Origin of the sequence: Acinetobacter sp. YH12205 (assembly GCF_013418125.1) — a bacterium.
Lineage (GTDB): Bacteria > Pseudomonadota > Gammaproteobacteria > Pseudomonadales > Moraxellaceae > Acinetobacter > Acinetobacter towneri.
Window position 1 is genome coordinate 157,938 of sequence record NZ_VPCQ01000003.1, and the last position, 16,179, is coordinate 174,116.

The window sequence follows — 16,179 nt, forward strand, 5'->3', positions numbered from 1 at the left end:
TATCCCCTCGATTTTTTATAAAGTTTTAAAGTCCTGAAGCACAAAAGTTAGGCTGTCTTGGAAGCATGTTCAATTGGTAAACTGCTTAAAAAACTAATTCAGTAAATGCTACATAGAATAAATGGAAACGGTGCGAAAGAACACGCTAAAAAATTGATTTTAAGTCTAAATACCTCATCTCAGTATTTAGATATCTTTATGGTATCTTTATTTTTAAACTATAATATCAAATACTTACAAAGAATAAATCTAAGCAATCTAACATTAAAGTTATTTTTATCAAGCACCTAATTAGACTTAAGTTAAATCTGTTGATTTCATTGAATTGACCTAAATGAAGGATCTGGACAGCTATTTAAACTGTCCATAAAGCCCAAAAGTATTACTCACTTTATAGTCTACAATTCTATGCCCATGCGCATAATGATGCTGTTGATAGACCTGATCGATTTTATTTAATTGCGCTGCAGTTGCTTCTGCGCCTGCCAACATGGTCGCTTCGCGCCCTTTCACATCAAAAATATGGGCTTTTTCACGTAAATCGGGTTGAATGACCACATCTGCCAGTTTCAATTCTTCATTGGCCAAATGCTTTTGCATAATATTAATATTTTGGTTAAACAATCCCCACACATTACTGGTTTCAGTATGAATAGGCTGCGCCAAAATATTCACGGCAATCACAATATCTGCCCCTAAGTCGCGTGCAACCTTGACAGGTACAGGGCTCACTAAACCACCATCGACATATTCATGTTCTGCAATTTTAGTAGGTACAAACATACTTGGGATAGACACTGACGCACGCACCGCTTGACCCGTATTGCCATAATTAAATACAACTTTTTTGCCTTCTTTTAATTCAGTCGCCACCACGTACATCGGGATTTTAAATTGCTCCAAACGGAGTTGATCGACTTGTGCATTGACATAATTTTCAACTTTTTTACCATCAAAAAAGCCTTTTAAATCTAAAGTCACATCCCGCACATCATTGGCTTTCATATTCATGGCAATTTCACGTAATTGCTGTGCATTTTTACCACTGGCATAAATTGAACCGACAATGCTGCCTGCGCTGCTGCCCACAATAAAATCAGGATGAATACCGTACTGCTCAAGTACTTCAATCACCCCAATATGTGCATAACCACGTGCGCCACCACTGCCCAAAACCAAGGCGACAACTGGACGTTTTTTTTGTTGTTTTAACTGACGAAAATCAATTTGATTCAGGCGCGACTCTGCTTCAACCACGGGCTGCGACTCACGCAAAGTTTGAGTCGAAAATTGCTGCTGCGATGGCACCACCTGACATCCCACCATCAGTAATGCTGTAAGAGATACATACCCAATTTTCATAATGACCTTCTTGAATCCATAGGTTTCAGTCGATATTTCACCATCAATCGTGTCAAGGTTGATCAGCCTACTTGATACAGCAACCCTCTTAACGTCAACAGTTATGCTCTCTGTTTTTACCTTGCATGAGCGCCCATAGTCTATCTATTATTTTAACCGATCCTTGTAGTAATTCGTTAAACTGTCACGTCTAGCGACTACAGTGGCGCACAAGTCGAATCTGTCTAAAATTATATGCCAACACCTTCTTATTCCTTATTATTCTGGATTTTTCTGCAATTAGGCTGTCTGTCTTTTGGTGGGCCTGCAGCGCATTTGGTGTTTTTCCATCAGCGTTTTGTGCAACAACTCAAATGGCTAGATGAATCCCAGTATTCACAAATTGTCGCACTTGCACAACTCTTACCTGGCCCAACTAGTAGTCAGGTGGGGTTAGCGATTGGTTATTTGCAAAAAGGCTATTGGGGTGCAGTCCTAGCTTGGTTGGGTTTCACCCTACCTTCAGCGTTGTTTATGGCTTTGGTTGCAGTTTTGGGACATCAATATTTAGATGTACTGTCGTCAAATAGCTTTCACAGTATTCAACTGATCGTATTGGCCGTGGTGGCTTGGGCATTTTGGCAAATGTTGCGTAGTTTTTGTAAAACGGTTTGGCAATATGCCTTAATGTTTGCTTCTGCCCTATTTATTTATCTGATGCCCTTGAGCTTCAATCAAGTTTTAGTGATTCTGATTGCAGCTTGTTTTGGCATTTGGATGGCGAAACGCGCAGCACCGACTGCTGCACCATCATCCACCAATACACGGGCGACAGATACGCATTTTACTGCGGCACATTTACTCAAACATCGTCGTTATGCTGTATTTTGGGCGGTACTATTTGTTGCACCCTTTATTGTGCTGTCAGGTCTAAACTGGCTACAACCTCATTTACTCTATGCAGCTAATTTAAGTTTCTATCAAGCCGCATCTTTGGTCTTTGGCGGTGGGCATGTCATTTTGCCTTTATTGCATCAAGATTTTGTTAGCACAGGCTTAGTCAGTGCAGAACAGTTCGATTTGGGTTATGCCATGGCGCAATTGGTGCCTGGTCCACTGTTCAGCTTTGCAACATATTTGGGCAGTTTGATTCCAATGACAGAATCTATGCTGCTGAATGCGACTTTAGCCACGTTGGCGATTTTTATACCATCTTTCTTTTTGGTATTTGCCACCTTGCCTTATTGGTCTTGGTTGATGCAGCAAGCCTATATTCGTCATGCGGTTACAGGGATTAATGCAGCGGTAGTCGGTTTGCTGCTGTATATGGTGCTCGAAATGGCACAGCGTCATATTTTGAGTATTGCTGATCTGCTGTTTATTGTTTTGGTGATTGGATTATTAAAATCCAAACTACCTGTTTGGCTCAGTCTAATTAATAGTTTCCTGGTCTATACAGCATTCTTGCATTTCATGGCTTAAATGAAAAATGCTACAGATCAAATAAAAATGCCAGTTCAATTGAACTGGCATTTTTTGTGGATGACTGAATCAAGCCTGAATTCTTTGGAGCTTAGCCACCAAAGAATTTTAGAATAGATTGAATCACCGCAACGTTAATTAAATCGACAAAGAATGCACCACACAGCGGCACAATCAAGAACGCTTTATAAGATGGACCATACATATTGGTAATGGCCTGCATATTGGCGACTGCTGTTGGCGTCGCCCCCATCCCAAAACCACAGTGTCCTGCTGCCAGCACGGCTGCATCGTAGTTTTTCCCCATAATACGGAAGGTCACAAAAGCAGCATACAACGCCATTGTGAGCGTTTGCGCACCTAAAATCACCATTAAAGGACCTGCCAAATCGGCCAATTGCCATAATTTGAGTGACAACAACGCCATCGCCAAATATAACGATAAAGATGCATTCCCAAACACATCAATCGCACGGTCAAAAATATTGACTTTAAAAATACTTTCTAAAACATTACGCAGAATCACACCGCCCGCCAATGCCCAAACGAAAGTTGGCAATTCAAACATAGTGCCTTTGGCAACGCCTGTCATAAATTCGGCAAATGCCAAACACGCTGCAAATAAACCCAAAGTAGTAATTGCATTATCTGCTGTGATTAAACGCACCTGATGCGGATATTCAAATGGAATAAACTCATTGGAATCTTGATCCGCAGGTGTATTATCGCGTTTTTCATTTTGTTCGTCGGTACGTGGTACAGCCAATTGATGACGGTTGATTAAAGTTTTAGCCAGTGGACCACCAATTAAGCCACCAATAACCAAACCGAAGGTTGCGCTTGCCATTCCTAGCGCTAAAGCACCTTGAATACCATATTGGGTTTCTAAAATTTCACCCCATGCTCCTGCCGTACCATGACCGCCAGTTAAAGTAATTGAACCAGCAATTAAACCAATTAGTGGATCAATACCTAACAATGTTGCAAGACTAATGCCGACAAAGTTTTGCACCACAATAAATGTGGAAATTGCAATCAAGAAAATAATTAAACCGATTCCGCCCTGACGCAATTTTGTGAAGTTCGCGCTTAAACCAATAGAGGCGAAGAAAATAAGCATAAAGCTAGTTTGCAATGCGCTACTGGTGGTAATGCTATAACCCCAAAATTGATTCACCAACAATGAAACAATAGCGGCAACCAAACCACCTGCAACAGGTTCAGGAATATTATAGCGTTTTAAAAAATCAATTTTATTGACTAAAAGTCGCCCTAAGAGCAGGACGATGACCGCAGCAATCAGCGTATAAAACGCATTAAAAGTAAATTCCATGGCAATATCCATATAGTGATTGCAGATTATTTTTAATATGATCAAGAACTGTCTATGCAAACCAAAGTATTTGCATCACTATGACTCTAAATCAACTAAAAAATGCCGCAATACAAAGTATGTAAACAGTATCATATTTGACCGAAGTTTAAGAGGTACGCATTTCGCTCAGCCAACCCATCCTTTGGTTTCACTCAAGCGTTATCATCTGCGTTTGCCTAGAACAGAAGAAAAGAAAGACAAAAGACAGCAATTTCACTTTCGGGGTGACTTCGAGTGCAAACAACTGAATCGGCTTAACACTGAGAGGTAATCTCATATAAGCTCCAAAATATCTGAGGTGGATAAATACCTTCCGATAAAGATATTCAACCACTTGATAAAAAACAGCAAGATTAAAGGTCGATCATTATGCATTTTTTTTGACAAAAAGCTGCTATTTTCTGCGTTTTTTTCTATAAATTTTAATGATTGTTTTCAGCTATAAGTGAAAGTTAAAGCATTTTATAAAAGTGAATAAAATTTAAGTTATTGAATTAATGTTATAAATTTAAAGCATAAAAAAACAGAGCCTAAAATTAAGCTCTGTTTTGAATTGTGCTCAAAAGTAGCGACTTAGAAGCTATAACGCGCCATAAAGCCCACACGGTCATCACTGAATTTTTGACCTTTGAAAGTTTCACGCTCACCGTTGATATATTCAATACCTAAATCGACTGGTTTTACAGGTGAATAGATAAAGTTAATCCACGCTTGTTGTACTTTCTCGTTAGCATCAACATTTAAACGTGCATAGTCTGTACCATCATCCGCAAATAAAGCACCATAGGCTAAAGTTGAACGTAGTTGTGGTGAGAACTTATAAGTTGCACCCACTTGTACACCAATCGTTTCATTTTGCTCAATTTCACCATTAACTGTATTTACGTAAAATGCAGAGTTATTACCATATAAGTAGTTGCTGTTGCCCTTAACATAAGAGACATCAGCAGACACTTTTAAAGGTTCTGCAACTTGATAATTCGTACCTACAGCAGCACCCCAACCAGTTTTATCATCATTTGCTGCTTCTGATTTGTAATGTTCAACCAATGCACGTGCAGAAGCTAAACCTTTACCATCAGCAAAACCTTGAGTCACTTTTGCAGTCAATACTGGAGCTCGGTAAGTTACGTCAGAGCTAACAATTTCATCCTCTTTAGCATCATAAATTTGCGAAGAACTATTACCTTCTTCAGCAGAAACAAATAATTCTGTTGCAGGGGCTAATTTATAGTTGTAACGAACTTGCGGTACACGTGTTGTACCACCACCAATATTCGTTGCAAAGTCAATCATTTCTGGTGCATGATTTGACAAGAAGTTCGATGTGGTTTGACCGAATAACCAGTTGTTTAAAGTTAAATAAGCATGACGGATACGCAAGTTGTCAGATCCGCTTGCAAAGTCAACCTCAACTTTACCGCCTACTTTGTTGTCACCAACAGGTGTATTAAAGTCTAAACCTAAGCGGGTGACTTTTGCGGTAGCACGTAATTTGTCACTTGCTTCTTCTTTACTTGTATGTGCTGAGTTAAAGTCATTATCCGCACCTTTAATAATATAGTTTGCATCACCACGGATCGAACCATAAATAGAAACATCTGCACCAGATTTAGACTTTAAACTGCTTAATGCACTTGCAGGTGCAGCAGGCTTCGCCTGTTGTACTTGGGCAATTTGAGTTTGCTGCTGTTGTTGTACTTGCTGTTGTTGCTGAATTAACGATTTTAACGCTTCAACTTCTTGACGAAGTTCTTGAATTTGTTGTTGCTCAGTTTTTGCTGCGTGTGCAGTACTTACCATTAAAGTTGTAACGGCAATAGCTAAACCTTTGATCATAAACTGACCGTTGAGTAATTGACTCATTTATCTCTCCAAAATAAAACAACGCTGCATCCGTGCATGATGATTTTGTTCGTCATCTATCGATTTCACATCGAATTATAAAAATGGCTTAAAAATCAAAACACTTTTGCCAAATAGTCCAAGACACCCAAATATTTAAAATATTACAATTTGTGTCATTTATTACAGGCTTCAATCTATCAAGTTATGACGTTTATTAAAATCAGTTTTCCCGAATAAGAAATCACAATTAATCATAATTACAGATTCAAACAATTAAACCATATAAAATTCAACACCTTAAATAGGTTGATTATTCAAGTATTTACACCACCATTAGACTATTGTATATATTTCAGTTCTGTTAAAAAGCCCGATTTTTTCGAAAAAAATCACCATTTGAAAAAGTATTGACCTCAACTCAGTCTGGTTGCGGTTGTAAAATATGAAAAACGGCAAACATCCCAAACCCAATAAATAGCAGCATTAATACAGCCATATTCAGCAAAGCACTACCTGTTAAAAAATTGAGTAACACCCCACCAATCAAGCCACAAAAGAATTGCACACTACCCATGACCGCACTGGCTGTTCCTGCACGTGCGCCTTGTTTTGCCATTGCCAGTGCCATGGCATTCGGGCCTGTAAAACCAATCCCAGACACGGCAAGAAATAAACCGATCATCACCAATGCCAAAGGTGCATACCCCAAACTACCTGCAAGCAGTAGAATGACCGCACCACTCAGTTGAATCATGCTGCCCAATTTTAAGCGTTGTAACACACCCAATTTGCCACTGATTTTTTTATTCAGGGTCGAAAACAGCATAATACCAATCGCATTGGCACCAAACACATAAGCAAAAGCTGTTTCACTCAAGCCATATTGATCCATCATGACTGCACTTGAACCGCTGATATAGCAAAACAATGCCCCACCAGTCAGACAGCCTGCCAACATTGGAAAACGAAAATCACGATCTTTTAAAATGGCAAAATATAAGGTCAGTACTTGCTGAAAGTTCAAATTTAAACGACGTTCTTTCGCCAAAGTTTCTTTAAAAAAGAAGTGCACACATAAACAGCAAATAATTCCAACGCAGGTCAGCACTACAAAAATAGCTTGCCAATTCATCCATCTAAGTACCCATGCGCCCAGCGTAGGTGCAATAATGGGCGCAATGGTCATCACAATCATCATGCTCGAAAAAGCTTGAGCGGATGTTTGCAAATCCAAGCGATCACGAATAGCTGCTCGTGCAATTACCACACCCACACAGCCACCCAAAGCCTGCAAAATACGTGCAGCAATCAGTCCCCATTCATTTTGAGCAAACACGCACAACATACTGGCGAGTGAAAATAGTGCCAAGCCAAAATATAAAGGCGGCTTACGTCCAATCCGATCACTCAGCGGCCCATAAATCAGTTGACCCAATGCCAAACCTAAAAAGTAGGCAGGCAAACTGTTTGCGACCATTTGGGTCGATACGCCAAACTCGCTTGCCATAACGGGCAAGGCAGGCAAATACATATCAATCGATAAAGGCCCAAGCGAAGTCAATAACGCCAACAATAAAATCCACGCAGTCGAATATTGCCGCATGTTGGGTTGTTGCGCAGATGGTGGCGTACTGCTTGAACTTGGCAGCGTTTTCGATATGCTCATATTTTATGATGAAATGACAGATGTACAGACAAGCTTACACGCTCCATAGTATGATTTGTTGTGATCAAAGATGAATTTTCACATATTAGGTACTCTAAACATCTCATCTACAGTTACAATGTACGCAAACCTTCATCTTGCAGCATAAATCTCTGTTTAGACAGAAAAGTTTACTTAAAGGAATGATGTTGAAACCTTGGCTGATAAAGCTCAAACAAGCGACCTATAACACCACATTTATGTATAACATCCGCATGCTCATTGCATTTGCGGGAACTGCTTTTGTTCCCTATTTTATGGGGATGCAGCTTGCCACTATTCCTTTAACTTTAGGTGTGCTTGCCGCAGGTTTGAGTGATATTGATGACCGTTTTTCGGTGCGTATTGTCAATCAGCTCTATACCTATATTGGTTTCTTTGTTACCGCCACATCAATTCAGTTTTTATTTCCGCATCCTATTTTATTTGCTACAGGCTTAATCCTGTCGTGTATTGTCTTAATTTTGCTCGGTTCGCTCGGACGACGTTATGCCACCATTTCTTATGGCTGTTTGGTGGTGTCAGTCTATTCCATGCTTGGCGTCAACCTATTTGATGACTGGTACATGCAGCCGCTGCTTTTGGTTTCGGGCGCAATTTGGTACGGCTTAATTTCGACCATCAGCTTTTTACTGTTCCCTGTTCGTGCCTTACAAGACAAACTTTCACTCAGTTATTCTTCTTTGGGTGATTTTTTATTTGCCAAATCAAATCTATTTGATGTGGATATGACTGCACCGAGTTATCAACAAAGTATCATTGATTTATCACTTGAAAATGGCAAATTAATTGCGATTTTTAACGACTTAAAAACCGCTTTACTGACCCGTTTAAAAGGTGACCGCGGGCAAAAAGATACCCGACGTAGCTTACAATATTACTTTGTCGCACAAGACATTCACGAACGTGCCGACTCTGCACATATTGATTATCAAAAACTGGCGAAAATATTTCAGCACAGCGATATTTTATTTCGCTTCCAACGCATTTTGTCGATTCAGGGCAAAGCCTGTAAAGATTTAAGCGAAAGCATTTTGCACCGTAAACCTTATGTGCATAACAAGCGTTTTAAACATGCTTTTGAAAATCTTAAACAGTCTTTAGAAAAACTGCGCAGTGAACAGCAATATGACCAAGTCTGGATTAATGCATTGTTTGCCCTATACCAAAACCTGAAATCAATTGATGCTCAACTGCGTAACCTTGAAACCGAACGTAATATTAAACTGGATAAATCCAAACATATTGAACAGCAACTGAAAGATGATGACTTAAAAAGTTGGGATGATATTGTCATTCGGATTAAGCAGCATTTAACCCCCGAATCGGTTTTGTTCCGCCACGCCATTCGTTTGTCGATTGTGCTGTTGATTGGCTATATTTTTGTGCAAGTCACCAACATTCAATATGGCTACTGGATTTTACTGACCGCCCTGTTTGTGATGCAGCCTAACTTTAACACCACCAAACGGCGTTTACGTTTGCGTATTATTGGGACGTTAGCAGGGATTGTAGTCGGCTACACCATTTTATATTTTGTACCGTCCGTTGAAGGGCAATTACTGGTTTTAGTGATTAGTGGCATGTTGTTCTTTGAATTGCGCAGTAAACAATATGCACAAGCCACTGCCTTTATGACCATTTTGGCGCTGATGAATTTTAACCTAGAAGGTTTGGGCTATGCCGCAGCTGTGCCACGTATGGTCGATACCTTAATTGGTTGTGCGCTAGCATGGTTTGGCGTGAGTTTTATCTTCCCCGATTGGAAATTCCGCCGTCTATCACGCACGATTCGCCGCTCACTCACCGCGCAATGTGGCTATTTGGCAGAAGTGATTGAACAATATAAAAATGGACGCAACAACGGTTTGAATTATCGTGTCGTGCGCCGTGCTGCTCATAATACCGATGCAGAAGTTGCTTCACTGATTTCAACACTCGCCACCGAACCTGATTTTGACCCCAATCAAAAAGCTCAAGCCTTTGAGTTCTTGTGTCTAGATCACACCTTTATTAGCTATATTGCTGCACTTGGTGCGCATCGTGACAAAATTGACGATCAGGAAGTCTTGCAACTGCTCGATCAAGCAATGGACGATATTCAAGGTGCTTTACTGAAAGATGAAACGCCAGATTTAAGTGCACACAACATGTTGCAAACCATTCGTCAGCGTTTAAGCCAAAACAAAGAAGAAGATCAAAAATCATTAATTATTTTGCAGCAATTATCTTTGATGATGAGTATCTTGCAACAATTAAGTCGCTTAAAACAAAGTTTAAGCCACGAACATGATCAGGACGCAACTGAACTGGCGTCTTTATAAACAATCCTGCAAACGGTCAGTGCCTACTTATTCGCCCTAAGCTGCACAAGTATTCACCGACCTTAGCATGATTTTGCGACAATATACTCACTGCATGACAGCAATTAATGCTAAACTTTTTATAGTTTTAAATTTGTTAGTTTCACTATGACCGCGAAAAGTTTATACGCCTATACCCTACAGCCTGTGATCTACGAAGTTTCTGAAGAAGAACAACGTCACGCACAACTGGTAATTTGGCGCAGTACCAATAAAATTGGCATGAAAGCATGGATTATTATGGGTGTGATTGTTGCCCTTTCCATTTTAGGCATTCTGCTATTAAAAAATTATTCGACAATTTTCTGCTGGGTTGCCATTGTCTGTGTGGTGCTCTACCTGCTCGTGCGTAAATACGGCTTGGAATGGTACGTTAAGCGAAAAATGAATGAATTTCCTGTTCAAGAAATTAAAGGGATTCGTTTAGGCGTACAGCCGCACGGTATCGTGATGCGTCAGCAAATGGGCGCTCAAGAAGGCGTGGGTGCAATTGGCTGGAAAGATGTGTATGAATGGTACAATACCCCTGAGTTTATCTTGATGAACTTCAAAGTAAAAGGTCAGCAAGGTGCTTATATTCTGCCTAAGCGTATGGACAGCAAGAACTTTTCGTTCAACACCATTCGCAAGCATTTGACTGAAGCTGCAGGCGAAGCCAAGCAAATCTAAATATCCCTATTTAAAAATAAACCTCTATCCCCTGTGATGGAGGTTTTTTTGCTTAAAATTAAAACAATGAACGATAATGAGAATAAATAGCATTTGCATTAACTTCATCTCTGCATTATTCTGCATCACAATTCATACTCAACAACCAACGCTTATGCTGAAGAAAGCCTTTTTCCAAATTCACTGGTTCCTTGGTATTACTGCAGGACTGATCTTGTCACTCATGGGCGTGACAGGTGCGATTTATTCCTACGAACAAGAAATTCTAAAATGGATGAATCCGAACAGTTATCAGGTACAAGTTGAGCAGAAAGCCAAACTAAGCCCTGCAGAAATTTATCAACATTTTCAGCGTACCCAACCTGACTATAAAATTAATAGCATCACCGTTGCAAAAGACCCGGCTGCATCTTCAACCATCAATATTGCGAAAGAAGGTGCAAAACGTGGACAAAATATCCTGATTAATCCTTACTCGGCAGCAGTGTTGCCTGACATTCGGGGACGTGAATTTTTCCAGTTTATTCAGCAATTACACCGCAACTTAACCGTAGGGCCTATTGGTAAACAAATTACAGCCGCATGTACCCTCATGTTGTTGTTCTTTGTGTTAAGTGGCATTTACCTACGCTGGCCGAAACGCCATTCATTTAAACAATGGTTTGCGCTCAAACCTCAATTAAAAGGACGTAATTTTATTTGGGACTTACATGCCGTAGTGGGCACGTGGGTCGTGATTTTCTATCTAGTTTTGGCATGCACAGGACTGTATTGGTCGTATGAGTGGTGGCGCAATGGCATGTTTAAAGTCATGGGTGTGGAAAGACCACAAGCGCAATTGCAAGCAGATGGACGCAACAAACCTGTAAATTCAAATGCTCAAGCACTTCATCAGGCTGCGCAAACACAAACTGCAGGACGCCGCGCAAACACTACAAAACCAGCCAAGCAGAATACGCTGGATCAGGCACAAATCAATCTGGCATTGACGAAGGCATGGCAACATTTCCCGCAGCAATTGGGGCAGGATTATTCCAGTATCACTTTTAATGTGCCTAAACACGCCAATAGTGAAATTGAAATTAACTTTGTCGATGTCATTCCACAACATGAACGTGCCCGCAATAACGCAACTTTTGATTATCAACAAGCACGTATTACTCAACTTGAATTATATGTAGACAAACGGCTTAATGAAAAAATCATGAGCAGTATGCTGCCTGTGCATCGCGGTAGTTTCTTTGGGCCTGTTTATCAATTTTTAGCCATGCTTTCTGCATTGATGATGCCGCTGTTTTTCGTCACAGGTTGGATGCTGTATTTAAAACGTCGTAAACAAAAGCGTTTGACTCTTGCTGCACGTCAAAACCAGACTCAATTTCAGATCGACCCAAATGCTGCACACTGGCTCATTGTCTATGCCAGCCAAACAGGTACTGCCGAACAATTGGCATGGCGCACCGCTACTAGTCTGCAAGAAGCACATCAATCTGTCATAGTCAAAGCTCTGCAACATCTCAGCCTTGAAGACCTTAAAAACACCACCCAACTGTTATGTATTGCCAGCACCTATGGCACAGGTGATGCACCCGATTTGACCTCAAGTTTTGTGAAAAAAATCCTACCGCAAACCTGTGACCTGAGTCATTTGCGTTATGCAGTACTGGCTTTAGGTTCACGTGAATATGCAGATCATTACTGCCGTTTTGGACATACGATTGCTGCATGGTTGCAACGTAATCAAGCACATGCCTTGTTCAATACCATTGAAGTAAATAATGCCAATCCTGCAGACATACAGCGTTGGAATCAGGCTTTGGTACAGGTCACACAACTTGACTTACCAAGTATGCATATCGAAAAAACTTTTGATACATGGACCTTACAGCAACGTGACTTGCTAAATCCCAACAGTTTAGGCGCACCCGCCTTCAATATTGAACTGTTAGCACAACATGATGTGCATTGGTCTGCAGGTGATATTGCAGAAATTCAGCCTGAAAACAGCACTGCACGGATTCACGCCTTTTTAAAACAGCATCAACTCGATGCCAATACAATTCTTGCTGATGGTCAGCAAACCTTAGTACAGGCTTTGGCAGATAAAGACCTCACCGCGCCAATTCAGACATTTAAAACTGCGGATGAATTATTGGCACAACTTTCACCCTTGCCTAGTCGTGAATATTCAATTGCCAGTATTCCTTCACAACAGGTTTTAAGACTTGTGGTGCGTCAAAAATTCGATGCTCAAGGCGAGCTTGGCTTAGGTTCAGGTTGGTTAACTGCACATGCTGCACTTGGGCAAAATATCGCATTACGCATTCGCAATAATCCATCTTTCCATTTAATTGATGATGACCGCCCAATTATTTGTATTGGCAACGGTACAGGGCTTGCAGGATTAATGAGCTTATTGCATGCACGTACCCGCCTGAATTACACCCAAAACTGGTTGTTTTTTGGTGAACGTCAGCAAGCGCACGATTACTTTTATCAGCACACCATCGAGGCTTGGCAAAGCACAGGTATGCTACAACGCCTTGATTTGGCCTTTTCCCGTGATCAAGCCGAAAAAGTCTATGTACACCATAAGTTACGCGAACAGGCTGAAGAATTAAAACGCTGGATTGAACAAAATGCCGTGATTTATGTCTGCGGTAGCATTCAAGGCATGGCCAGTGATGTCGACCAAGCCTTAAAAGATATTTTGGGTGAGACTCAACTGGAACAATTACGTCAGCAAGGACGTTATCGCCGAGATGTGTATTAGGATTTGTTGACACTTTTTAAATGGCTTGCGCTGTAGCTCTATAGCTAAAACTTGGCAATTCACCCAAGTTTTATCCATAGCCTCAGCCGAAACATAATTCAGTTGAGGCAAAATTTTTCAGCAGCTTCGGCTATACTGTTTGTACAGCATCACAGTACAATAAAATTATGCAAGGCATGCAAGCAAGTCACGTACAAACACAATTTAGTCTATTTAAAAGAATATTGAGTAGCCTAATTGGATTAATTTTAGTATTGGATGGTGCCTATCTCATCAGCTTAAAGAAAATTCATTTCGGCACCGTTTTACCTGTTTTAATAGGCATGATGCTGCTGTGTTATGCCATTTTCTATACTTGGATTCAAAGCTACTTAAAACAACATACACGCTTAGATTGGCTGTGGAAATTCGGTTGGGGCGTATTTTGGCTGTGGTGCATCAGCCTGCTGATCTTTTTTACTTATATTCATTTCAGTACACAGCAGCAAAATACTGTAACCAACAATGCTAAAGTGGTGATTGTACTCGGCAGTGGCATTGAAAATGGACAACCATCGCCCACGCTCGCCAAACGACTGGATACTGCAGCCGCGTATGCCTTGGAGCATCCTCAAAGTTATTTCATTGTTAGTGGTGGCCCTGCATTTGCGGAACAACTCACTGAAGCACAGGTGATGTCTAATTATTTGCAACAACGTTATGCAATTGCAGCATCACACATTATCTTGGAAACCCAAAGCACCAGTACGGCACTTAATTTGAAAAACAGTCAGCCCTTGCTGCATACATTAGGCACAGATAAAACCCAACCGATTATAATTGTCACCAGCGACTTTCACACACCACGTGCAGCAGCCATTGCCAAACGACAAGGATACACACAGTTCAGCATGCTCAGTGCAACGACACCACTCTATACCCGCTATAACGCATGGTTACGCGAGTATTTTGCTTATATCAGTGGTTGGCTGCTGAATGAGTATTAAAAATAAAATCTAGCAAGCAGATCGCTTAATTCAAACGTATCGAGCGTGGTAAAGGAATTTGCATATCTTTAAAAAATTCAGGTTTTTGCATATACACCTGATACAAATAATTTTTTAGATCAAGCAATAACTTTTCAGGGGCAACCAATACATTCTGCCCTTCTGGGCTTAGATTCATCGAAATATTGGTGGCTTCCTGACGTAAAAATGGAATCACTTTTTCAATAAAATCTTTCAGTGAAATTTCTTCGACTTGATAATTGGCCCAATTGTCTTTAATTAACAGTTTTGCCAGACTTTTATTTTGCCACATTGCAAAAGCACGTTGCCCTGTAGGCGTGGCACAGAGCGCCCAGCCATCTTCATACAATGCAAAAACATGCCCCTGAGACACAATGGTCTCAATAAATTGCTTGTAAATATCTTGTGCATTATAAGTTTGCGTTGCTTGCTTAGATGCAGCTTTACGTTGATAAGGATTTCGCATAAGTCACGGATATTAGTATTATTATTAAATAAAAATTTTAGGCGAATTTATTGCAATACGCAAGTAATATAAGATAAATGAGGATGAAAGGATATGGTGGGCGCTGACGGGATCGAACCGCCGACATTCTGCTTGTAAGGCAGACGCTCTACCAACTGAGCTAAGCGCCCTGAAGATTAAAAAATAACATCGTTATTTTTTATGATGCAAGACAAGCAAAGAACGTCGTCTTGAACTTTGAAATACATTTTTCACATCAGGGAATGAAAAATGGCGCAGCGGACGGGGCTCGAACCCGCGACCCCCGGCGTGACAGGCCGGTATTCTAACCAACTGAACTACCGCTGCAACGGTAATTGCGTAAGCAATTAAGGTCTTTTTTGTATGTATGACAAGCATAAATACTAAAATATGGTGGGCGCTGACGGGATCGAACCGCCGACATTCTGCTTGTAAGGCAGACGCTCTACCAACTGAGCTAAGCGCCCTGATAAGATTAAAACAATATTTTGTTCTGATTTTGCAAAACTGTCAAACTTTGCATCATTTCAGTTTAAGTCTATCAGGCAACCTAAACTTTTCTTTTGAATGGCGCAGCGGACGGGGCTCGAACCCGCGACCCCCGGCGTGACAGGCCGGTATTCTAACCAACTGAACTACCGCTGCATCGCAAAAGAATCTGGTGGGCGCTGACGGGATCGAACCGCCGACATTCTGCTTGTAAGGCAGACGCTCTACCAACTGAGCTAAGCGCCCTCAAAAGCAATTTATGTAAATGGCGCAGCGGACGGGGCTCGAACCCGCGACCCCCGGCGTGACAGGCCGGTATTCTAACCAACTGAACTACCGCTGCACTTACACAAAGTCACTATTGTGGTACAAACAATGGTTAAAGAATCTTAAGTGGCGCAGCGGACGGGGCTCGAACCCGCGACCCCCGGCGTGACAGGCCGGTATTCTAACCAACTGAACTACCGCTGCACGTAAGAATCTATAACGTAAAGGCTTGGTGGGCGCTGACGGGATCGAACCGCCGACATTCTGCTTGTAAGGCAGACGCTCTACCAACTGAGCTAAGCGCCCTTAACGTCTTTATCGTTTGTGAGGTGCATTATAGAGAATCTTTACCGCCTGTCAAACGCTTTTCGGC

10 protein-coding genes and 8 tRNA genes are annotated in these 16,179 nt (G+C 41.1%); 5 read left to right on the top strand and 13 right to left on the bottom strand.

The features are described from left to right. Positions 1-351: 351 nt before the first annotated feature. Entirely contained in the window at positions 352-1,326 is a 975-nt protein-coding gene (locus FTU92_RS05145) for a patatin-like phospholipase family protein (protein ID WP_162164697.1), read from the bottom strand. A gap of 270 nt (positions 1,327-1,596) precedes the next feature. On the opposite strand from FTU92_RS05145, the gene chrA reads away from it, so the two are divergent. Continuing rightward, positions 1,597-2,823 (top strand): chromate efflux transporter, encoded by a 1,227-nt coding sequence (gene chrA / locus FTU92_RS05150; protein WP_180095786.1) that lies wholly within the window; start codon positions 1,597-1,599, stop codon positions 2,821-2,823. Positions 2,824-2,914: 91 nt separating this feature from the next. On the opposite strand, the gene gltS is transcribed toward chrA, so the two are convergent. The 3 genes from gltS to FTU92_RS05165 form a co-directional block, all read right to left on the bottom strand. Continuing rightward, complete coding sequence (gene gltS / locus FTU92_RS05155; RefSeq protein WP_180095788.1) at positions 2,915-4,156, bottom strand: sodium/glutamate symporter; 1,242 nt, start codon at positions 4,154-4,156, stop codon at positions 2,915-2,917. Between the two features lie 615 nt (positions 4,157-4,771). Next, complete coding sequence (locus FTU92_RS05160) at positions 4,772-6,064, bottom strand: DcaP family trimeric outer membrane transporter (RefSeq protein ID WP_180095790.1); 1,293 nt, start codon at positions 6,062-6,064, stop codon at positions 4,772-4,774. Positions 6,065-6,464: 400 nt separating this feature from the next. Beyond that, positions 6,465-7,649 (bottom strand): multidrug effflux MFS transporter, encoded by a 1,185-nt coding sequence (locus FTU92_RS05165; protein ID WP_180095881.1) that lies wholly within the window; start codon positions 7,647-7,649, stop codon positions 6,465-6,467. 251 nt (positions 7,650-7,900) lie between these two features. On the opposite strand from FTU92_RS05165, the gene yccS reads away from it, so the two are divergent. From yccS to FTU92_RS05185, 4 genes are all read left to right on the top strand, one after another. Next, positions 7,901-10,075 (top strand): YccS family putative transporter, encoded by a 2,175-nt coding sequence (yccS, locus tag FTU92_RS05170; protein ID WP_180095884.1) that lies wholly within the window; start codon positions 7,901-7,903, stop codon positions 10,073-10,075. Positions 10,076-10,222: 147 nt separating this feature from the next. Then, entirely contained in the window at positions 10,223-10,783 is a 561-nt protein-coding gene (locus tag FTU92_RS05175; RefSeq protein WP_004977388.1) for a YcxB family protein, read from the top strand. A 154-nt stretch (positions 10,784-10,937) separates the two neighbouring features. Further along, positions 10,938-13,556, top strand: a complete 2,619-nt coding sequence (locus tag FTU92_RS05180) for a sulfite reductase flavoprotein subunit alpha (protein ID WP_179996997.1) — start codon at positions 10,938-10,940, stop codon at positions 13,554-13,556. Between the two features lie 167 nt (positions 13,557-13,723). Beyond that, positions 13,724-14,542: a YdcF family protein gene (locus FTU92_RS05185; protein ID WP_131261500.1), complete on the top strand. Its 819-nt coding sequence runs from the start codon at positions 13,724-13,726 to the stop codon at positions 14,540-14,542. A gap of 25 nt (positions 14,543-14,567) precedes the next feature. On the opposite strand, the gene FTU92_RS05190 is transcribed toward FTU92_RS05185, so the two are convergent. From FTU92_RS05190 to FTU92_RS05230, 9 genes are all read right to left on the bottom strand, one after another. Continuing rightward, positions 14,568-15,029 (bottom strand): DUF2750 domain-containing protein, encoded by a 462-nt coding sequence (locus FTU92_RS05190; RefSeq protein WP_004977378.1) that lies wholly within the window; start codon positions 15,027-15,029, stop codon positions 14,568-14,570. A 94-nt stretch (positions 15,030-15,123) separates the two neighbouring features. Next, positions 15,124-15,199: transfer RNA gene (locus tag FTU92_RS05195), tRNA-Val, on the bottom strand. Positions 15,200-15,300: 101 nt separating this feature from the next. After that, positions 15,301-15,377 (bottom strand) — tRNA-Asp (locus FTU92_RS05200). A 64-nt stretch (positions 15,378-15,441) separates the two neighbouring features. Further along, positions 15,442-15,517 (bottom strand) — tRNA-Val (locus FTU92_RS05205). 101 nt (positions 15,518-15,618) lie between these two features. Beyond that, positions 15,619-15,695 (bottom strand) — tRNA-Asp (locus tag FTU92_RS05210). Positions 15,696-15,709: 14 nt separating this feature from the next. Further along, a tRNA-Val gene (locus FTU92_RS05215) sits at positions 15,710-15,785 on the bottom strand. Between the two features lie 20 nt (positions 15,786-15,805). Further along, a tRNA-Asp gene (locus tag FTU92_RS05220) sits at positions 15,806-15,882 on the bottom strand. A 51-nt stretch (positions 15,883-15,933) separates the two neighbouring features. Next, a tRNA-Asp gene (locus FTU92_RS05225) sits at positions 15,934-16,010 on the bottom strand. 26 nt (positions 16,011-16,036) lie between these two features. Then, positions 16,037-16,112 (bottom strand) — tRNA-Val (locus FTU92_RS05230). Positions 16,113-16,179: the final 67 nt, after the last annotated feature.